This window comes from Rhodococcus sp. WMMA185, from assembly GCF_001767395.1.
In the GTDB taxonomy this organism is placed as follows: domain Bacteria; phylum Actinomycetota; class Actinomycetes; order Mycobacteriales; family Mycobacteriaceae; genus Rhodococcus_F.
Genome location: NZ_CP017014.1, coordinates 3,654,382 through 3,673,760 on the forward strand (window position 1 = coordinate 3,654,382; position 19,379 = coordinate 3,673,760).

A 19,379-nucleotide genomic window follows, 5' to 3' on the forward strand; every position below is an offset into this window, starting at 1 on the left:
AAAACTCGCGGTGTGAGCACTCGAACTTCGATCACGCCGCGCGGCAAGCTCGCCCTGCGCGCAGCGGCAGCCGCCTCCTGGGCGTCACAGAAGGCCGGACGCGGCAAGGGGTCGATGATCGGCGGACTGATCGCCTTGAAGATCGACCCGACCCTGTTGGAGCAGCTCGGTCGAGGCCGCCGAAACGCGGTGATCACCGGCACCAACGGCAAATCCACCACCACCCGGATGACCGCGGCGGCCCTCTCGACACTCGGTGAGGTCGCGACGCAGGCCGACGGCGCCAACATGGACGCGGGCATCGTCGCGGCGCTGAGCACTCGTGTGCACGCACCCCTCGCCGCAATCGAGGTCGACGAGCTCCACGTCCCACACGTCTGCGACGCCGTGAATCCCGAGGCGTTGGTGTTGCTCAACCTCAGCCGGGACCAACTCGACCGGGTCGGCGAGATCAACATGATCGAGCGGAAGCTCCGCGCGTGTGTTGCCGCCCATCCCGACGCAGTTGTGATCGCCAACTGTGACGACGTGCTCGTGACTTCGGTGGCCTACGATGCCGCCAACGTCGTATGGGTCGCAGCGGGTGGCGGCTGGGCCGCCGATGCTGCCAGCTGCCCTCGCACCGGTGAACCGATCGTGTGGGAGGGCTCGCACTGGCGCAGTACGGGATCCGACTTCGCCCGCCCGACCCCCGACTGGTGGATCGACGAGGAGAACCTGTACGGCCCGAACGGGCTGAAGATCCCCATGTCACTGTCGCTTCCAGGGCGCGCGAACCGAGGCAACGCCGCTCAGGCTGTCGCGGCCGCCGTCGCGATGGGAGCGAAGGCCGAGGACGCCGTCGCGGCCGCGGCAACCGTCCAAGAAGTTGCGGGTCGCTACAGCACGGTGGAGGTCGGACCGCACTCCGTGCACATGCTGCTTGCCAAGAATCCGGCCGGCTGGCAGGAAGCACTGTCGATGATCGACCACACCGTCGACGGGTTGGTGATCGCGGTCAACGGCCAGGTTCCGGACGGCGAAGACCTGTCGTGGCTGTGGGACGTCAAGTTCGAGCACTTCGAAGGCGTGAAGGTAGTTGTCACCGGTGAACGGGGCACCGACCTCGCTGTGCGGCTGACCTACGCCGGCGTCGAGCACACTCTCGACCCGAACCCGCTGCGGGCCATCGCATCATGCCCGCCGGGGCGCGTCGAGGTGCTTGCCAACTACACCGCCTTCCGCGACCTGAACACCGCCATCGCGAAGGAGACGCGCAATGTCTGACTCGACCGTGCGGATCGGACTGGTACTTCCCGACGTGATGGGCACCTACGGCGACGGCGGCAACGCCCTCATCCTCAGGCAGCGTCTCCGCATGCGTGGATACGACGCGGAGATCGTCGAGATCACGCTCAGCGATCCGGTCCCGGAGACTCTCGACGCCTACACCCTCGGCGGTGCTGAGGACTCCGCGCAGCGACTCGCGACCCGACACCTGGGCCGCTACCCCGGACTGCAAAGAGCCGCGCAACGGGGCACACCCGTACTCGCGATCTGCGCCGCCATCCAGGTACTCGGCAACTGGTACGAGACCTCGACCGGAGAACGCGTCGACGGGGTTTCGATGCTCGACGTCACGACGGCACCCCAGGCCACCCGGTCCATCGGCGAGGTCATCTCTACGCCGCAGATCGACGGGTTGACGGAACCGCTGACGGGATTCGAGAACCATCGCGGTGGAACCACCCTCGGCGGCGACGCTCGGGGTCTCGCCCGGGTCACACACGGTGTGGGGAACGGCGTCGGCGACGGACTCGAAGGTGTCGTCCAGGGTTCGGTGATCGGAACCTACATGCACGGACCCGCGCTCGCCCGGAACCCCGAACTCGCCGACTTGATCCTGAAGCAGGCCCTCGGTGTCGACGAACTCGCTCCCCTCGACCTTCCCGAGGTCGCGCAACTACGCCGGGAGCGGCTACGGGTCTAAACAGCCCCAAACAGGGGTTCGGCCGGGAATGCTTCCGCATTCTCGGCCGGATCTCTGCTTCTCGAGTTTTCTCTGCTCACAGGTACATTCCTCGATCCGCATTGCCCAGCATACGCCCGCGCGATCCACGTCACAAGGGTCCGACCAGTTTTTCTGACGTGGGTTCAGCGCCCGTCGCGGTACAGGGCCGCGAGCCCGGCAGCGGCGCGCGCCATTCGATTGCGCAGCTCAGGTGGATCGAGGACCTCGATGTCGGCGCCGAGGCGCAACAGGTGCCGGGCGGTGTCGTCGGGACTGCGCTCGAAGCGCAGGCGGAGCCGGGCCCAACCGTGCTCGTCGCGCTCGACGTCGGCAGGGAGGGGCAGCTCGGGCGACCCTTCGTCCAGGAGCGCGAGGAGCGGCTCGGCGGCTGGGGCGACGCGCACGGTCACGAAGTACTCGGGGAGCGAGGCGAGGAAGGTCCGTCGATGCTCCGCCCACGCCGCAGCCAGGTCGAAGCCGGATGGCCGCTCGAAGGGGATCTCGCGCAGCTCGACCTCCTCGACGCGCGAAAGTCGAAACAGACGGTACGGCTTCTCGGCTCCGCGCCACACCTGCCCGAGGAGGTACCAGGTAGAGCCCTTGAGGATCAGGCCGAGCGGCCGGACGACGACTTCGGTGCCGCGGTACGTCAGCCGGACCTCGCGCGATTCCCACACCGCCTTCGCGATATCGGCGAGTGCCGGTGCCTCGTCCGGCGGCACGAACCAGTGGGTCGGCTCCACGAGCAGCCGATCGCGCACGACGCGGGCGGCCGTCTCCGTCGTTCGCTCCATCGCGGGCAAGAGCGTGCGGTCGGCGGCGGCAGCGTCGAATCCGAGCTGGTCGGCAATCGTCGGGACGATCGCGAACAGAACCCCCCGCGCTTCGTCGGCGTCGAGCCGTGGGAGCCCGGCGATGCGGTAGGCCGGATCGATCCGGATCCCACCGCCCCGCCCGACCTCGGTGTAGATCGGCACGCCGGCGGCGCTCAGCGCCTCCACGTCGCGGTAGACGGTGCGCACCGATACCTCGAGCGCGGCTGCCAACTCGGTGGCGGATGTGCCACCCCGCAGCTGGAGCCGCACCAGAAGATCGAGAAGTCGGCTCGCGCGCACCCCGGAAACTTTAGGCGAAAACTCTGACACGAACTGTCAGGTTTAGTTCCGCATGATGTGTTCGCGCACTGAGCACACCACTACTCACGAGAGGCGGCCCTCATGCCCCACACCATCGTCAACCCCTCCGCGTTGCACGACCCGATCCCGTTCGGCTACAGCCACACCGCCGCGATCCCTGCCGGCACGGAATTGGTATTCGTGTCGGGTCAGTACGGATCTGGCACCGACGGCGCGGTCATCTCTACCGACTTCGCCGCGCAGGTGGAGCGGGCATTCGAGAACCTGGGGGTCGCCCTCGCCGCCCACGGGCTCGACCTCAGCCACGTCGTCCAACTCCGGACGTACGTGGTGGATCCCGACTTCGAGAAGCTCTCGGTCATCGGTCAGGCCGTGCAGCGCTGCGGCGACATCCCTCCCACCCAAACCGTGATCGGGGTCGCCGGTCTGGCCATGCCCGACATCCGCTTCGAAGTCGAGGCTTTGGCCGCCCGCCCCTGACGGTTCGAGAACGCTGCCACCGCCCGCCGACGAACCCGGAAACCACAAGGCCGATCTGATCGACGGTGTCACTCGTTGCCGAAGAAGTCTCGATGCGCGGCGGCGGTCAGCTCCTCGTAGTCCATGCCGTACGTCTGCGCGGCATACCAGAAGGCCTCAATTGCGGCCTGGAGTGGACTAACATCGGGGGCCATACTGCGTCCATAGGTATGCAACGCCTGGTACTGCTGGACAAGTTCTATGCTCGCGGGAAGCCCCGAGACGATGGTGCGGGTGATCCGTGGGTCCTCATCCAGGCGAATACGGGCGTCGAAACTGTAGATGAAGTCATTGTCGGCCGGTCTGCCCGCGTCCATGTCATCGAGAACCGCTGCCAGCCAGTCGATGTGGGCGATCCCGGCCCGCTCCCACGCCCGGTGGACGCACCACCGGGCGAAAGCGAGTTGCCGCTCAGGCGCGGCAGCCTCTATGCGGTCGATGAGATCGCGATCGAGGCCCGCGACGTACCGGCTGCAAAAAACCGCTTCCAAGGCCGGAGTCAGTGGCTTGCCGCCGAACTCTCCGAGCTTCTCGCGGACGGCGATAGCTTCAGAGCTCTGCGGCGGCACTGTCACCACGGCGCCGGAGCCGTCGCGAATGTATACGCGGTCCTTGTTCAGACTCGATTCGTTGACCTGGGTCCGTGGGGACCAGGCGGTGTCGGACTTGTGGAGCGTAGCGACGGTGAGGTCGGCGCCGGTGCTGTCCGGCCACAGTTCGAGCAGGTAGTGCTCGACCGGATGGTCGACCTCCTGCCCGTAGTGGCGGTCGCGGCCGCGGGCATGCGCGCGCACCCGGTAGCGCCCTCCCGGAACCGGGGACAGGTCGGCGACGTTGCCATCAGTGGCGGATACGACGATCTCCGATGCCGCGGCCAGGGTGGTCTCCTCGGCCACCTCCCAGGCCACCGGATCAGATTCTGCCGGAGCGTGGTCGAGCAGCGAGACGGTGATGCGGGCGGGACCGTAGGCGATGCCGGTATACAACGAGACAAAGCCGGATCCGGATTCGAGAAGGGTTCCGTGTGACACGGTTTCGAGGTACTCGGCGTCACGTTCGCCCACGACGAACTGGTGGTGGTCGACGGAGACGATGCCTTCGGAGCGCATCACAAGGAACCCTTCTCGAATGTGGTTGCCAGGGGATTAAACAAGCGGTCTACGCCACAACGGGCTCCGCCGGACTCTTCTGCGCCCGGCCGTGTCCCGGTAGCGCCAAGGCGGCCGCAAAGACCAGGGCCGCCAGAACGGCGCAGATTCCGTAGGCGAGCGAGAAGCCGACCGGTGAGACAACCACGCCCACCATGCTCGCCGCGAGGACTGTCGCGACCACCGCACTGCACATGGTGGTTCCGACCGTCCTCAGCAGTACGTTGACACCGTTGGCAGCGGCCATCTGCGTGAGCGGCACGGCACGGATGATCAGCATCGGCAGCGTGCTGTACACGAACGCGGTGCCCACCGCCGCGATTGCAAGTGCGGCGATCACCGTCCACAGCGGCTTGTTCGGAACCGCGTGGAGCGCATAGCCGACCAGGAGAAAGACCGCGCCCGCCAGGACCGTCACCTTGGGGCCGTAGCGTTCGGACATTCGGGCGCCCACCTGGGCAAAAACGATCATCGCCAGACTGGTCGGTAACTGGGCCAGCGCCGCCTCGAGGATCGTCAGGCCGTAGCCGGCCTCTCCGGGCGGCGCCTGCAGTAGTTGCGTGGTGATCAAGGCGTTTCCGTAGAACGCGAACCCTACGAGGAGGGCGGTCACGTTCGGCAGCAGCACGGATCTGCGGGCCGACACACGCAGGTCGACGAGCGGATTCCGATTCTGCATCTGCTGAAATCCCCAGAGTACGAACAGGAACACAGAGGAAGCGAACATGCCCAGCACGGCGGGGCTGCCCCAACCCCACGAGCTGCCCTGTGTGATCGGGACGAGCAGGCAGACGAGGGCCGCGGTCAGCCCCACCGCGCCGACGCCGTCGAAACGTCCCCCGGAGCGAAGTTCCGATTCGCGAATGAACAACGCAGCCGCCGTGGTAACCGCCAGGCCGATCGCTGCGATGATCCAGAACAGCACGTGCCAGTTGGAATACCTGGCAATCGCGGCTGCGACGGGGATCCCGAGAGCTGTTCCGATCCCGAGAGTCGAACTCATCATCGCGATAGCTCTGTTGATCTTCTCGGGCGGCAATTCGTCGCGGAGAATCGAGATCCCGACCGGGATGACGGCGGCGCCGGCTCCCTGGAGTCCGCGCGCGAAGATCAGCAACGCGATGTTCGACGTCGACGCACAGATCACCGCACCGAGCGTCATGATCACCAGGGCGACAAGCAGCATCCGCTTCTTGCCGAACATGTCGGCGAGACGGCCGAAAATCGGGGTGACCACCGCGCCGACGAGAAGAGTGGTGGTGATGAGCCAGGACACGGACGTCGGACTCGCCCCAGTGAATGCCGGCATGCTGGGCAGCAGGGGCACCATCACCGTCTGCAGGACGGCCTGAAACACGCCCGCGAAGGCGAGGATCGGAAAGAGGAGAGCCGGCCCGGACGAGCCCCGATCGGTGAACCGCTCCCGGAGCGCGGTAGTAGAGCCCGTCGTCAAACGCCCTCCCCCACCCACAGCTGGTAAATGGTCGTTCACCAGGGTAGGTGAACAACCATTTACCTTGCAACCCGAGCGATTTCCCCGTCAGCCGTCGAGCAGCTCCTGAACCAGTGGCGCATAGTGCGCCACCACCTCGTCCGGGGTTCCCGTGGCGTGCTCCTGCATCATTCTGCGACGCATTATCGCGAGGCCGGTCAGCATCGACAGCGCCAGTTCGGCCCGCAGCCGAGCGTCCGGGCCGGTCAGTCGCTCTGCGAGTGCGTCGACCATCTGTGACGAATAGTTGGCGCGCAGCTTGCGGCTGCTCTCCTCACTGGGGCCACTCATGAACAGGATGCTCACCGACAGCGGCTTGTACGGTTCCAGCGGGCGCGCGAACAGCGACACCATCCGCGCACCGAGCCCGTCCAGCGGCCCGCTGAACACCAACTCCGCTGCGGCACGGAAGTCGACGAGTGCATCGAACAACTGTTCCTTCGACCCGAAATACTTGATGATCAGCGGCGCGCTGACCCCCGCATCCTCGGCGATTTCCTTGAGCGTGATCTCGCTGTACGGACGTGTGGCGAACGCCCGTCCCGCTGCCTCGACGATCATCGACCGCGACTGCTCGGCCGTACGCTTCGACGGAGCCGTTCCCTGATCCGGCATCCCCGCGTCCGACGTCACAGTGTGCGTCTTCCCGACAACGCCCGTCCCAGCGTGAGCTCATCGGCAAACTCGAGGTCGCCGCCCATCGGCAACCCGGAGGCGAGCCGGCTGACCGTCAGTCCGGGGAAATCCCGGAGCATCCGCACGAGGTACGTCGCGGTGGCCTCCCCCTCGGTGTTCGGATCGGTCGCAATGATCACCTCGGTGACATCGACACCGTCATCTTGATTGCCGATGCGCGCGAGCAACTCCCGGATGCGAAGTTGATCCGGCCCGACACCCGACAGTGGGTCCAGGGCACCGCCGAGCACGTGATAGCGGCCCTTGAACTCACGCGTGCGTTCCACTGCCTGCACATCTTTCGGCTCCTCAACCACGCAGATCACCGTGCGGTCGCGTCGCGGGTCCGCACAGATGCGGCACTTCTCCCCATCGGAGACGGTGCCGCACACATCACAGAACTGCACGCCGTCGCGCACCCGCTTCAGGGCGCTGACGAGCCGGTCGATCTCCGGCGGTTCGACACCGAGTATGTGGAATGCGATGCGCTGCGCGCTTTTAGGCCCGACACCGGGCAGCTTGCCGAGTTCGTCGATCAGATCCTGAACCGGACCTTCGTACACGGCTGCCCCTAGAACCCGGGAAGACCGGGCAGGCCGCCACCACCAAATCCACCCGCGAGCGGACCGAGCTTCTGCGCCGCGATCTCCTGCGCCTTGCTCGACGCATCCTCGATCGCGCCGATCACGAGGTCCTGCAGAGTCTCGATGTCGTCCGGATCGACGACCTTGGGATCGATCTTCAGACCGATCACTTCGCCTGTTCCCTTGACTGTCGCAGTCACGAGTCCGCCGCCGGCCTGCCCGGTGACCTCGGCACCGGCTATCTCCTGCTGGGCGGCCATCAGTTGCTGCTGCATCTGCTGTGCCTGCGCGAGAAGCTGCGACATGTCGGGTTGTCCACCTGGTTGCACTGACGTGGTCCTTTCTGCGGTTTCCTGCCAGCGTAGACGGTGCGCGACTCAGGCGAGTTCACGCTCGAGATTTGCGAGCACCTGCGCCTGGATCTTCTCGAGCCCGCGTGGTGCGAAAGTTCTCTCGAAGAACCCACCGATACCGCCTGCGCCCTTCCATCGGGTCGTCGTGGTCACCGTCGAGCCGCTACCACTGGGGGCCACTTCCCAGGTGGTAACGAGCGAGGAGTTCGCATCCGTCTCGGTAATCGTGTTGCCCGCCACCGAGACCGTGGCCTTGACGTCACGCGACCGATTCTCGGTGGCCTTCAACGTCCACTGCGCCACTGTTCCGTCGCCTTGTCCGCCCTCGAGGACGCGGTAATCCAGGTACTGCTCACCGAGAATGCGCGGACGCACCGATTCGTAGTCGGCCAGTGCCGCGAGAGTCTCCTCGGGGGTAGCTGCGACGGTGATCGAACTGCTTGCGCTGACCTGGCCCACTGGAACGCTCCTCTTGCTTGATGGGTTGTTTGAGTGCTTCCCTTCAATCCTGCCCGTGGAGTGCTGCAGCGGACTACCGCGCCTCGATCGGCTGTGATTCGGCTCACCGATCACGAGGCTCGCCGCCGTGACCCAAAGCGACAATTACGTCAATCTTGAACAGTCCGGGCCTATATACATGACGTAAATCCGTGCAGACATATAGCGTCAATAGATGTGGCTGCCTCTTCGGTCGAACTATTGAAAAACGCGCGCCGACTTCGACGAGGTGCGCATCGCGCTCCGACCCTTACCGGGTTCGATGCACACCGTGCCGGCGTCGAACGCCTCCTCGCGTCCTACCGCGCGATCCCCACGAACACCGACGTGCGACTGGCGAAGAAGACGTCCAATCTCTTCCGCGCCCGCGCACGTACGCGCGCTCCGGGTCTCGACGTGTCCGGCCTGTCCGGGGTCATCTCCATCGACCCGCAGGCCCGAACTGCCGATGTCGCCGGAATGTGCACATATGAAGACCTGGTCGACGCCACCCTGCCGTACGGCTTGGCACCCCTGGTGGTTCCGCAACTCAAGACCATCACGCTCGGTGGCGCCGTCACCGGACTCGGGATCGAATCGACCTCGTTCCGCAACGGCCTGCCGCACGAGTCGGTCCTCGAAATGGACATCCTGACCGGGAGCGGCGACATCGTCACCGCGACCCCGGAGGGCGAGAACTCGGATCTGTTCTGGGGATTTCCGAATTCCTACGGAACCCTCGGCTACGCGACCCGGCTGCGAATCCAGCTCGAGCCGGTCAAACCGTATGTGGCACTGCGCTATCTGCGCTTCGATTCCCTCGACGAACTGCAGGCGGTCATGGACCGGGTGGTAAACGATCACGTCTACGACGGAACAAGCGTCGACTATCTGGACGGCGTGGTCTTCACCGAAGCCGAGAGCTACCTGGTCCTGGGCCATCAAACCGACGAAGCCGGTCCTCTCAGCGACTACACCGGTGAGAACATCTACTACCGGTCGATCCAGCACTCATCCGTCGAACATCCAAAGACGGACAAACTCACCATTCGAGACTATCTGTGGCGCTGGGACACCGACTGGTTCTGGTGCTCGCGTGCATTCGGCGCACAAAATCCGACCATTCGCCGACTTTGGCCGAAGAGGCTTCTCCGGAGCAGCTTCTACTGGAAACTCGTCGCCCTCGACCGCAGGTACGGCATCGGTGATCGGCGTGAAAAGCTCGCGGGAAATCCGCTGCGCGAACGCGTGGTTCAAGATGTCGAAGTCCCCATCGAACGGACCACGGACTTCCTTCGCTGGTTCCTTGCGGAGATCCCCATCGAACCGTTGTGGCTATGCCCCCTGCGGTTGCGCGAACCCACCCCCGCCGGAGCATCCTCACAGCGCCCCTGGCCCCTGTACCCACTCGAGCCCAAGCGCACCTACGTCAACATCGGCTTCTGGTCATCGGTGCCGATCGTTCCGGGCGAACCGGAAGGGGCAGCGAATCGACTGATCGAAGACAAGGTCACCGAATTCGATGGCCACAAGTCGCTCTACTCCGACGCCTTCTACTCACGCGAAGACTTCGAACGGCTCTATTACGGAGGCGATCGATACGCGGGTCTGAAGAAACACTACGACCCGGACTCACGGTTACTGGACCTATTCTCCAAGGCGGTGCTACGTCGATGACAACTCTGAAAGCCTCCGGCTCCCCTGACCACAAGCTGGCCATCGCAGAGATTGTAGAAACTCTGTCCGACGGCGAGCTCCCCCTACGCTTCTCCGCATACGACGGCAGTGCAGTCGGCCCGGAAGACGCCCCCTACGGACTGCATCTCAAGTCCACCCGTGGCACTACCTACTTGGCTACGGCTCCGGGCGACCTCGGCATGGCCCGCGCGTATGTGTCCGGCGATCTCGAGGCGAGCGGCGTTCACCCCGGCGACCCGTACGAAATCCTTCGGGTGATGGGTGACGAACTGCAATTCCGTCGCCCGTCCGCGAAGACGCTCGCGACGATCACCCGGTCGCTCGGCTGGGATCTGCTGCGCCCCATCGCACCGCCTCCTCAGGAACACCTGCCGCGGTGGCGTCGAATCGCGGAAGGATTGCGGCACTCCAAGTCTCGTGACGCCGATGCGATCCACCACCACTACGACGTCTCGAACACCTTCTACGAACATGTCCTTGGGCCGTCCATGACATACACGTGCGCGTGCTACGAGAACGCCGACCAGACGCTCGAAGAGGCGCAGGAGAACAAGTACCGCCTCGTCTTCGAGAAGCTCGGCCTCCAGCCCGGCGATCGACTCCTCGACATCGGTTGCGGTTGGGGCTCGATGGTCCGCTACGCCGCGCGGCGCGGCGTCAAGGTCATCGGCGCCACCCTGTCCCGCTCCCAGGCCGACTGGGCGCAGAAGGCCATCGCCGACGAAGGACTGTCCGAACTGGCCGAGGTGCGGTTCACCGACTACCGCGACGTGCCCGAGACGGGATTCGACGCGATCTCGTCCATCGGCCTGACCGAGCACATCGGTGTCGGCAACTACCCGGCCTACTTCAGCCTGCTCAAGAGCAAGCTCCGCGACGGCGGTCTGCTGCTGAACCACTGCATCACCCGGCCCGACAACAAGAGCCAGGCACGTGCGGGCGGGTTCATCGACCGATACGTCTTCCCGGACGGGGAACTCACCGGTTCCGGGCGGATCATCTCCGAGATGCAGAACGTAGGCCTCGAAGTCCGGCACGAGGAGAACCTGCGCGAGCACTACGAGCGGACCCTCGCCGGCTGGTGTCAGAACCTGGTCGACAACTGGGACGCCTGCGTTGCCGAGGTCGGTGAGGGCACCGCCCGCGTCTGGGGTCTGTACATGGCCGGATCACGGCTCGGCTTCGAACGCAACGCGATTCAGCTTCACCAGGTTCTCGCCGTCAAGCTCGACTCCAACGGTCGGTCGCACCTTCCCCTCCGCCCCTGGTGGTCGTAGACAGACCCTGAAGCCATGCCGGGACCCCCGACCGGTCACGGCATGGCTCCAGGACAGACTCGCGTCGCGAATGGCCCCCGAATCGAATGGCCCCGAATTGGGGCACGACTCCACGCCGTACGTGGTTGGCGAGTGCACTTTGTTCGCCAACCACGTACGGCGGAAAAGCCGCGTGCTACTTCTTCAGTGAAGCCGGCGGCGTGAAGCGCTCACCGTACTTGGCGGCGAGCTCTTCGGCGCGCTTGACGAAGCCGGCCTGGCCGCCCTCGTAGCCCTGAATGTACTGCGCCACACCGCCGGTCCATGCGGGGAACCCGATACCCATGATCGAGCCGATATTGGCGTCGGCCGTGGTGAGAAGCACGCCCTCGTCGAAGCACTTCTGGGTCTCGATGGCCTCGATGAACAACATGCGCTCGACGAGATCCTGGAACGGAACCTCGAGTTCCTTGGCCCCGAAGGTCTCCCGCAGCCCGGACCACAGGCCGGTGCGCTTGCCGTCGGCGTAGTCGTAGAACCCGGCACCGCCGAGCTTGCCCTTGCGGTCGAACTTCTCGACGAGAGTGTTGATGACATCGCCAGCTGGGTCGGCCGGCAGTTCTTTGCCCTCCGCCTCGGCTGCCTGTGCGGTCTCCTTGCGGATCTTCTGCATCAGCGTGAGGTTCAGCTCATCCGACAGCTGCAACGGTGCCGCCGGGTAACCGGCCTGCAGTCCTGCCTGCTCGATGGTGGCAGGCTCGACACCCTCCGCCAGCATGCGGATCGCCTCGTTGATGAACGTGCCGATGACGCGCGAGGTGAAGAAGCCACGGGAGTCGTTGACCACGATCGGGGTCTTCCGAATGGCCTGTACGTAGTCGAATACCCGGGCCAGTGCCTCGTCGGACGTCTTCTCTCCGCGGATGATCTCTACGAGCGGCATCTTGTCGACGGGTGAGAAGAAGTGGATTCCGATGAAATCCTCCTGACGCTTCACCCCCGTAGCAAGGCCGGTGATCGGCAGAGTCGACGTGTTCGAGCCCAGCAGAGCCTTGGGATCGACGATGTCTTCGATCTCCTGGAACACCTTGTGCTTGAGTTCCTGGCTCTCGAACACTGCCTCGATGACGAAATCGACACCGGCGAAGTCGGCCGGGTCGGCGGTCGGCTTGATCCGGTCGAGCAGGGCCTTCGACTTCTCCTCGGTGGTCTTGCCGCGCGAGAGTGCCTTGGCCTCGATGCCCTCGGAGTAGGCCTTGCCCTTGTTCGCTGCCTCGATGGTGACGTCCTTCAGAACAACGTCGAACCCTGCCTTCGCCGATACGTACGCGATTCCGGCGCCCATCATGCCGGCCCCGAGCACGCCGACCTTGGTGATCGGGGTCTTGTCGATGCCCTTCGGCCGTGAGGCGCCGGAGTTGATGGCCTGGAGATCGAAGAAGAACGCCTGGATCATGTTCTTCGCGACCTGACCGGTGACCAGAGACGTGAAGTAACGCGCCTCGATCAGGAATGCGTTGTCGATGTCGACCTGCGTGCTCTCGACTGCGGCCGCCATGATGGCACGCGGAGCCGGCATGGGTGCACCCTTGAGCTGCTTACGCAGGTTCGCCGGGAACGCGGGGAGGTTGGCTGCGAGGCCCGGGGTGGACGGGGTGCCGCCGGGGATCTTGTAGCCCTTCTTGTCCCAAGGCTGTACGCCCCCCTCGGGGTTGGCCTTGATCCACGCCTTCGCCGCAGGTACCAGTTCCTCGATCGAGGCCACGACCTCGTCGACGAGTCCGACTTCCTTGGCCTGCACGGGTCCGCGCTGCTGCCCCTGCAGCAGCACCTGCATGAGCGCGTTCTGCAGACCGAGCAGCCGGACGGTGCGCACCACACCGCCTCCGCCAGGAAGCAGACCGAGGGTGACCTCGGGAAGCCCGATCTTGACGCCCTTGACATCCGCGGCGATGCGGTGATGCGTAGCAAGCGCGATCTCGAGGCCACCGCCGAGTGCGGCGCCGTTGATAGCGGCGACGACCGGCTTACCGAGAGTCTCGAGGCGACGCAGGTCCTGCTTGGCCGAGACGCCGAAACTCTGGACATCGGCGGCGTTCTCCGGGCCGACCTGAATCATGTTCTTGAGGTCGCCACCCGCGAAGAACGTCTTCTTGCCGGAGGTGAGGACGACGCCGGTGATGGAGTCTTTCTCCTCGACGAGGCGGTCGACGGTCGCCTTCATCGAGGAGAGGTAGGCGTCGTTCATTGTGTTGGCGCCCTGGTTGGGATCGTCGATGGTGAGCACGACGATACCGTCGGCGTCCTGCTCCCAGTTGATGATGTTCTGCTCGCTCACTGCTTCAAGTCTCCTGGTAGTCCTGGTATCTGAAGGACCTGTAGTTGAAAGACGCTGCTGTTGAAAGACGCCGTGTCAGACGCGCTCGATGATCGTGGCGACACCCATGCCGCCGCCGATGCACAAGGTGATGAGGGCGTACCGTCCACCCCTGCGCTCGAGTTCGTCGAGCACCGTGCCGGTGATCATGGCACCGGTTGCTCCGAGCGGGTGGCCCATCGCGATGGCTCCACCGTTGACGTTGAGCTTCTCGTCGGGGATGTTCATGTCCTTCTGGAACTTGAGCACCACGGACGCGAACGCCTCGTTGATCTCCACGAGGTCCATGTCGTCGATTGTCAGACCGGCGGACGCGAGCACCTTCTTCGACGCAGGCGTCGGTCCGGTGAGCATGATCGTGGAGTCGGCGCCGGAGGTGGCGGTCGCAACGACGCGGGCACGCGGGGTCAGGCTCATGTCCTTGCCGGCCTGCTCCGAGCCGACGAGCACGAGTGCTGCGCCGTCGACGATGCCGGAACTGTTGCCGCCGTGGTGAACGTGGTTGATCTTCTCGATCCAGTGGTACTTCTGCAGCGATACCGCGTCGAAGCCGCCCATTTCGCCGACACCGGCGAAGGAGGGGGTCAGGCCCGCGAGGTTCTCGAGAGTGGTACCCGGGCGCATGTGCTCGTCATGGTCCAGAACCGTCAGGCCATTGATGTCCTTGACTGGGACGACGGACTTGGCGAAGTAGCCACCCGTCCACGCCTTCGCGGCAAGATCCTGCGAGCGAACGGCATACGCGTCGACGTCTTCGCGGGAGAAGCCCTCGATCGTCGCGATCAGGTCTGCGCCTACACCCTGCGGTACGAAGTAGTTGTCGTAGTTGGTGGCCGGGTCCAGTGCCCACGCGCCACCGTCGGAGCCCATCGGCACGCGCGACATCGACTCGACGCCGCCCGCGATCACCAATTCGTCCCAGCCGGACCGCACCTTCTGCGCGGCGGTGTTCACGGCCTCGAGGCCGGATGCGCAGAAGCGGTTGAGCTGGACGCCACCGACGGTGTCAGGCAGGCCGGCATCGTTGACAGCAATACGCGCGATATCCATTCCCTGGTCGCCGACGGGAGTCACGACGCCGAGGATCAGGTCGGAGATGCGATCTTCGTCAAGATCGGGGAAGCGCACGCGGAGTTCGTCGATCAGGCCGGTGACCAGCGAGATCGGCTTGACCGAGTGCAGCGACCCGGTCTTCTTTCCGCGGCCACGCGGGGTGCGGATGGCTTCATAAATGAATGCCTCTGTGGTCACTGTGGAATGTTCCTTCCTAATCTGCGTCGATGCCGACCGTGCATACGACGCTCTGCACGCGGCATATCCCGACTCTCAACCTTAGAACGCGTTGCAGAACATGCGGAAGGACCGAACCGATCCTCGATTGTGACCGAGCCGATCAACGCCACGCGGTTCGCTGAGGCATTCACCCGATCTCGAACACGTTCTAGCTACGATGCGGCATGCGAATCATCAAGATGTCGACAATGTCTCTGCTCGCCGCGGCAACTGCGGCGGTCGCCGTCCCAGCGGTCGCTTCGGCCGCACCGGATCCCGCTGACACCCCTAACCAGGCAATGGCGCGTGCTTACATCGACGCGCTCGTCAGTCACGACGCGAGCGCTGTTGAATTCACACCCGATGCCACGCGCGTCGAGGCCGGCATTCAGACGGGATTCAACGGGCAGCAGTTGACCGACGATCTCAACCATGGCATCCAGTACACCGTGATCCAGGGCGTGCGAGACCTGACGATGACCGAATCCGGCGACACCGTCGAGGCCCGCTACCTGCTCGACGCGGGCATTGGTCCGCAGCGGCTCATGACCGTCGAGATCGCCGAGACCTTCGATCTCGAGGACGGAGCTATCGACCACATCGTTGCCATCATCTCCCCGGTCTCCGCGTCCTGACTGATCTCCCTGTCCTGACAATCGCGGAACACCCCCGCTATGGCCCTGGCTCCGTCGACGATGCAGCCGATCGTCGACGGAGCCAGGGCCGCTACCGATCTCAGGCGAGATCGGTAGCGATGATCTTCTCCACGTTCCGCTCGGCGAGCGCGGTGATCGTCACGAACGGATTCACACCGACATTGCCCGGCACCAGAGAACCGTCGACCACGTACAGGCCCGGGTACTCGGGAAGGCGACCGTAGTTGTCGGTCGCCGAGTTCAGCAGGCAACCGCCCAACGGGTGGTACGTGAAATCATCGCCGAACTTCTTGTACACACCGAACAGGTCCGTCCGGTAGATCGTGCCTTCCTTCTTGTTGATCTTGTCGAATACCGCTCGGGCCATCTCGATACCCGGCTGATTCTGAGCCTGGGTCCAGGACAGATCGACCTTGCCCGTGTTCGAATTGAACTGGAAACGAGCGCGTTCGGGGTTCTTCGTGATCGCCAGGTACAGACTCACATAGGTTTCGAGTCCCGCCGGCAGTGGGGCAATCTCGGCGAAGATCGGCGCGGCCGGGTCGTCCCAGTTGTCGATACCGAGCGTCGGGATCGTGGACTGCTTGGACCCGGTGGAGTGCCACATGTGGTTCGCGCGGCCGAGCATGATGTTGCCGTTGTTACCCCAGCCCTCACCGACCTGCGACGACAGGTTCGGCAGATGCCCCTGCGCCTTCATCGACACCAGCAGCTTGCTGGTGCCGACACTGCCGGCGGCGAAGAACACCCGATCCGCAGCGACGACCTTGGTGGCGATGACATTGCCCTGCTCGTCGATCTGCTCCATCGTCACGTTGTAGCCGGCGCCGGGGGCGGGCTCGACCTTGGTGACCCGGTGCAAGGTGGTGATCGACAACTTGCCCGTCGCCGCGGCCTGTGCGAGGTAGGTCTTGTCGAGCGACTTCTTGCCGGCGTTGTTGCCGTAGATGACCTCGCCGTCGAGTGCGGACTCAGTAACGTCGCCCGCGGCCTCTTTCTTCATGTACTCGAAGTCGTACACGTTGGGCACGAAAGCCGTTGAGAACCCGGATCGCTGCGCGGTCTTTCGACCGGTCCGTGCGAACTTGTACCACGGGGTGGTCTCGAACCAGTCCTGGTCGATGTGGTTGACACCCAGGCCGGTGTTCGCGCGCGGGAAGTACTTGTCATACATCTCGTCCGAGTCGACCGACGGCAAGATCTCCTCGAAGAAGTGACGCTTCGGGGTAACGGCCATGCCACCGTTGACCAGCGAGCCACCGCCGACACCGCGACCCTGGTAGACCTTGATGCCAGAGAAGCGTTCGGAGTCGAGGACGCCAACGTACCTGTCGATGTTTCTATTGATGTTGAAGCCAATGAAGTTACTGACCGGCGCGTCGGTCCTGTCGGCCAACCAGAAGGAGCGCTCATCGGGATTGAGCATCCCGCAGAAGATGTTGCCGTCCGAGCCGGGCGTGTCCCAGCTGCGCCCCATCTCCACGATCTGCGTAGGAATACCGGCCTGCGTCAACCGCAGTGCGGCAACGGCGCCGCCGTAACCACTGCCGATGACAAGGGCGGGCACCTGGTCGCCGTCCGACAGAGCGCGACGGGGGGACGCCGACGCCACAGTCGACATCGACGGGAGCATGAGCGCCCCCGCTGCAAGTCCTGCCCCCGTAAGAAAGCGGCGGCGTGAGACGTGTGAAATTCCACGAGTCGGAGCAGTTCGGTTCGCAAAGCGGTCGATCATGAATCTCCTCTGTCGGTGGTGGGGCCAGCAGCTCGTTGCTGCTGCGAAAGCTCCCAGGGTTATACCGTCGACAGAAGTGACAAGGATGCGATATCAAGAAAATTGGTGCCCTGGTTCCGTCGACGATGCAGGTGATCGTCGACGGAGCCAGGGCCGCTACCGGTCTCAGGCGAGATCGGTGGCGATGATCTTCTCCACGTTCCGCTCGGCCAGCGCGGTGATCGTCACGAACGGATTCACACCGACATTGCCCGGCACGAGGGAACCGTCGACCACGTACAGGCCCGGGTACTCGGGAAGACGACCGTAGTTGTCGGTGGCCGAGTTCAGCAGGCAACCACCCAGCGGGTGGTACGTGAAATCGTCAGCGAACTGCTTGCCGCCACCGAACAGGTCCGTCCGGTAACCGGTGCCCTCTTTCTGGTTGATCTTGTCGAAGACCGCCCGGGCCATCTCGATACCCGGCTGGTTCTGAGCCTGAGTCCAGGACAGATCGACCTGGCCGGTGCTCGGATTGAACAGGAAGCGGCCACGCTCGGGGTTATTCGCGATCGCCAGGTACATGGCGACGAACATCTCGACCCCCGAGGGCAGCGGGGCGATCTCGGCGAACACCGGCGCCGCCGGGTCGTCCCAGTTGTCGATACCCATCGTCGGGATCGTGGAGTGGTTGAAGCCAGTGGGGTCCGTAACGTGGTTCGCGCGGGCGAGCATGATGTTGCCGTTGTTGCCCCAGCCCTCACCGACCTGCGACGACAAGTTCGGCAGATGACCCTGCCCCTTCATCGACACCAGCAGCTTGCTGGTGCCGACACTGCCGGCGGCGAAGAACACCCGATCCGCGGCCACGACCTTGGTGGCGATGACGTTGCCCCAATCGTCGAGCTGCTCCATCGTCACGTTGTAGCCGGCACCGGGCGCGGGCTCGACCTTGGTCACCCGGTGCAAGGTGGTGATCGACAGCTTGCCGGTCGCCGCGGCCTGCGCGAGGTAGGTCTTGTCGAGCGACTTCTTGCCGGCGTTGTTGCCGTAGATGACCTCACCGCCGAGCGCGGACTTGGGCACCTCACCCGCCGCCTCGCGCTTCATGTACTCGAAGTCGTACACGTTGGGCACGAACGACGTCGAGAAGCCGGACCGTTCGGCACTCGCCCGACCGGACCGGGCGAACTGGTACCACGGCGTGGTCTCGAACCACTCCCTGTCGATGTGGTTGACACCCAGACCGGTGTTCGCCCGCGGGAAGTACTTGTCATACATCTCGTCCGAGTCGACCGACGGCAGAATCTCCTCGAAGAAATGCCGCTTCGGGGTCACGGCCATGCCGCCGTTGACCAGCGAACCGCCACCGACACCACGACCCTGGTAGACCTTGATACCGGAAAAACGCTCGCCGTCGAGGATCCCGGTGTACCTCTGGGTGGGCATCTTGATGGGGATTCCCAAGAAGGCGGCGAGCGGCTGATCCGTCTGGTTGGACAACCACGTCGAGCGGTAGTCGGGGATAAGCATCCCGCTGAAGATCTTGCCATCGGGACCGGGGGTGTCCCAGCTACGGCCCATCTCCACGATCTGCGTGGGAATACCGGCCTGCGTCAACCGCAGCGCGGTCACGGCCCCGCCGTAACCACTGCCGATGATCAGGGCGGGCACTCGGTCGCCGTCCGAGAGGGCGCGGCGCGGAGACGCCGATGCCACAGCCGACATCGACGGGAGCATGACCGCCCCCGCTGCAGCTCCCGCTGCAAGTCCCGCTCCCGCAAGGAATCGGCGGCGTGAGAAGTCTGAACCCGACCGCGTCTTCGCGCCTCGGGTCACCCGGCTGTCGAACATGAATCTCCTCCGTCTGCAGTGCGGCAGGCAGCTGGTCACTGCCACCCAAGGCTCAGAGGTTATACCGCAGGTAAACGAATACGCGAAGCGGAATTAACAAACGCACACCGTCAGACACGACCTGTGCAGCAACAATCTGCCCGGTCTGTGATACAGCCCACTAGCTGCCGATCTTCGG

The 19,379-nt window shown here is 64.5% G+C and carries 17 protein-coding genes; 6 read left to right on the forward strand and 11 right to left on the reverse strand.

The window, feature by feature from the left end; genetic code table 11:
• The first annotated feature begins 12 nt into the window (after positions 1 to 12).
• On the forward strand, positions 13 to 1,266 hold the full coding sequence (locus tag BFN03_RS16425; protein WP_070379904.1) for a Mur ligase family protein: 1,254 nt from the start codon (positions 13 to 15) through the stop codon (positions 1,264 to 1,266).
• A complete protein-coding gene (locus tag BFN03_RS16430; protein WP_070379905.1) occupies positions 1,259 to 1,969 on the forward strand; it encodes a type 1 glutamine amidotransferase in 711 nt (236 codons plus the stop codon). The genes BFN03_RS16425 and BFN03_RS16430 overlap by 8 nt, the downstream gene beginning before the upstream one ends.
• 164 nt (positions 1,970 to 2,133) lie before the next feature.
• Here BFN03_RS16430 and BFN03_RS16435 read toward each other — a convergent pair whose 3' ends face one another.
• Complete coding sequence (locus BFN03_RS16435) at positions 2,134 to 3,135, reverse strand: helix-turn-helix transcriptional regulator (protein ID WP_084385653.1); 1,002 nt, start codon at positions 3,133 to 3,135, stop codon at positions 2,134 to 2,136.
• A gap of 72 nt (positions 3,136 to 3,207) precedes the next feature.
• Here BFN03_RS16435 and BFN03_RS16440 point away from each other — a divergent pair, with 72 nt between their 5' ends.
• Positions 3,208 to 3,606, forward strand: a complete 399-nt coding sequence (locus BFN03_RS16440) for a RidA family protein (RefSeq protein WP_070379907.1) — start codon at positions 3,208 to 3,210, stop codon at positions 3,604 to 3,606.
• A 68-nt stretch (positions 3,607 to 3,674) separates the two neighbouring features.
• On the opposite strand, the gene BFN03_RS16445 is transcribed toward BFN03_RS16440, so the two are convergent.
• The 6 genes from BFN03_RS16445 to BFN03_RS16470 form a co-directional block, all read right to left on the reverse strand.
• Positions 3,675 to 4,757, reverse strand: coding sequence for a hypothetical protein (locus tag BFN03_RS16445; RefSeq protein WP_157109635.1), 1,083 nt, complete (start codon positions 4,755 to 4,757; stop codon positions 3,675 to 3,677).
• Between the two features lie 46 nt (positions 4,758 to 4,803).
• The gene (locus BFN03_RS16450; RefSeq protein WP_070381001.1) at positions 4,804 to 6,168 is read right to left on the reverse strand and encodes an MFS transporter; all 1,365 of its coding nucleotides are present in this window, start codon (positions 6,166 to 6,168) and stop codon (positions 4,804 to 4,806) included.
• Positions 6,169 to 6,333: 165 nt separating this feature from the next.
• The gene (locus tag BFN03_RS16455) at positions 6,334 to 6,900 is read right to left on the reverse strand and encodes a TetR/AcrR family transcriptional regulator (RefSeq protein WP_070381002.1); all 567 of its coding nucleotides are present in this window, start codon (positions 6,898 to 6,900) and stop codon (positions 6,334 to 6,336) included.
• Between the two features lie 14 nt (positions 6,901 to 6,914).
• Entirely contained in the window at positions 6,915 to 7,523 is a 609-nt protein-coding gene (gene recR / locus BFN03_RS16460; RefSeq protein WP_070379909.1) for a recombination mediator RecR, read from the reverse strand.
• An 8-nt stretch (positions 7,524 to 7,531) separates the two neighbouring features.
• Positions 7,532 to 7,873 carry a YbaB/EbfC family nucleoid-associated protein gene (locus tag BFN03_RS16465; RefSeq protein WP_070379910.1) on the reverse strand — a complete coding sequence of 114 codons (342 nt, stop codon included), beginning with the start codon at positions 7,871 to 7,873 and terminating at the stop codon, positions 7,532 to 7,534.
• A gap of 48 nt (positions 7,874 to 7,921) precedes the next feature.
• Positions 7,922 to 8,356: an SRPBCC family protein gene (locus BFN03_RS16470; RefSeq protein ID WP_070379911.1), complete on the reverse strand. Its 435-nt coding sequence runs from the start codon at positions 8,354 to 8,356 to the stop codon at positions 7,922 to 7,924.
• Between the two features lie 240 nt (positions 8,357 to 8,596).
• Between BFN03_RS16470 and BFN03_RS16475 the strand changes: the two genes are divergently transcribed.
• Both BFN03_RS16475 and BFN03_RS16480 read left to right on the forward strand, forming a co-directional pair.
• Entirely contained in the window at positions 8,597 to 10,051 is a 1,455-nt protein-coding gene (locus BFN03_RS16475; protein WP_070381003.1) for an FAD-binding oxidoreductase, read from the forward strand.
• Positions 10,048 to 11,349 carry a class I SAM-dependent methyltransferase gene (locus tag BFN03_RS16480; RefSeq protein ID WP_070379912.1) on the forward strand — a complete coding sequence of 434 codons (1,302 nt, stop codon included), beginning with the start codon at positions 10,048 to 10,050 and terminating at the stop codon, positions 11,347 to 11,349. The genes BFN03_RS16475 and BFN03_RS16480 overlap by 4 nt, the downstream gene beginning before the upstream one ends.
• A 175-nt stretch (positions 11,350 to 11,524) precedes the next feature.
• Here BFN03_RS16480 and BFN03_RS16485 read toward each other — a convergent pair whose 3' ends face one another.
• Positions 11,525 to 13,666, reverse strand: coding sequence for a 3-hydroxyacyl-CoA dehydrogenase NAD-binding domain-containing protein (locus tag BFN03_RS16485; protein WP_070379913.1), 2,142 nt, complete (start codon positions 13,664 to 13,666; stop codon positions 11,525 to 11,527).
• A 75-nt stretch (positions 13,667 to 13,741) separates the two neighbouring features.
• Entirely contained in the window at positions 13,742 to 14,956 is a 1,215-nt protein-coding gene (locus BFN03_RS16490; RefSeq protein WP_070379914.1) for an acetyl-CoA C-acetyltransferase, read from the reverse strand.
• 206 nt (positions 14,957 to 15,162) lie between these two features.
• On the opposite strand from BFN03_RS16490, the gene BFN03_RS16495 reads away from it, so the two are divergent.
• Positions 15,163 to 15,612: a hypothetical protein gene (locus BFN03_RS16495; protein ID WP_070379915.1), complete on the forward strand. Its 450-nt coding sequence runs from the start codon at positions 15,163 to 15,165 to the stop codon at positions 15,610 to 15,612.
• A gap of 100 nt (positions 15,613 to 15,712) precedes the next feature.
• Here BFN03_RS16495 and BFN03_RS16500 read toward each other — a convergent pair whose 3' ends face one another.
• The gene (locus BFN03_RS16500) at positions 15,713 to 17,368 is read right to left on the reverse strand and encodes a GMC family oxidoreductase N-terminal domain-containing protein (protein WP_070379916.1); all 1,656 of its coding nucleotides are present in this window, start codon (positions 17,366 to 17,368) and stop codon (positions 15,713 to 15,715) included.
• A 165-nt stretch (positions 17,369 to 17,533) separates the two neighbouring features.
• Complete coding sequence (locus BFN03_RS16505; RefSeq protein ID WP_070379917.1) at positions 17,534 to 19,201, reverse strand: GMC oxidoreductase; 1,668 nt, start codon at positions 19,199 to 19,201, stop codon at positions 17,534 to 17,536.
• Positions 19,202 to 19,379 lie beyond the last annotated feature (178 nt).

Coding starts and splice junctions, on each gene's coding strand:
- BFN03_RS16430 (WP_070379905.1), top strand. CDS start 1,259: ATGTCTGACTCGACCGTGCGGATCGGACTGGTACTTCCCGACGTGATG.
- BFN03_RS16455 (WP_070381002.1), bottom strand. CDS start 6,900: ATGCCGGATCAGGGAACGGCTCCGTCGAAGCGTACGGCCGAGCAGTCG.
- BFN03_RS16495 (WP_070379915.1), top strand. CDS start 15,163: ATGCGAATCATCAAGATGTCGACAATGTCTCTGCTCGCCGCGGCAACT.
- BFN03_RS16440 (WP_070379907.1), top strand. CDS start 3,208: ATGCCCCACACCATCGTCAACCCCTCCGCGTTGCACGACCCGATCCCG.
- BFN03_RS16505 (WP_070379917.1), bottom strand. CDS start 19,201: ATGTTCGACAGCCGGGTGACCCGAGGCGCGAAGACGCGGTCGGGTTCA.
- BFN03_RS16500 (WP_070379916.1), bottom strand. CDS start 17,368: ATGATCGACCGCTTTGCGAACCGAACTGCTCCGACTCGTGGAATTTCA.
- BFN03_RS16480 (WP_070379912.1), top strand. CDS start 10,048: ATGACAACTCTGAAAGCCTCCGGCTCCCCTGACCACAAGCTGGCCATC.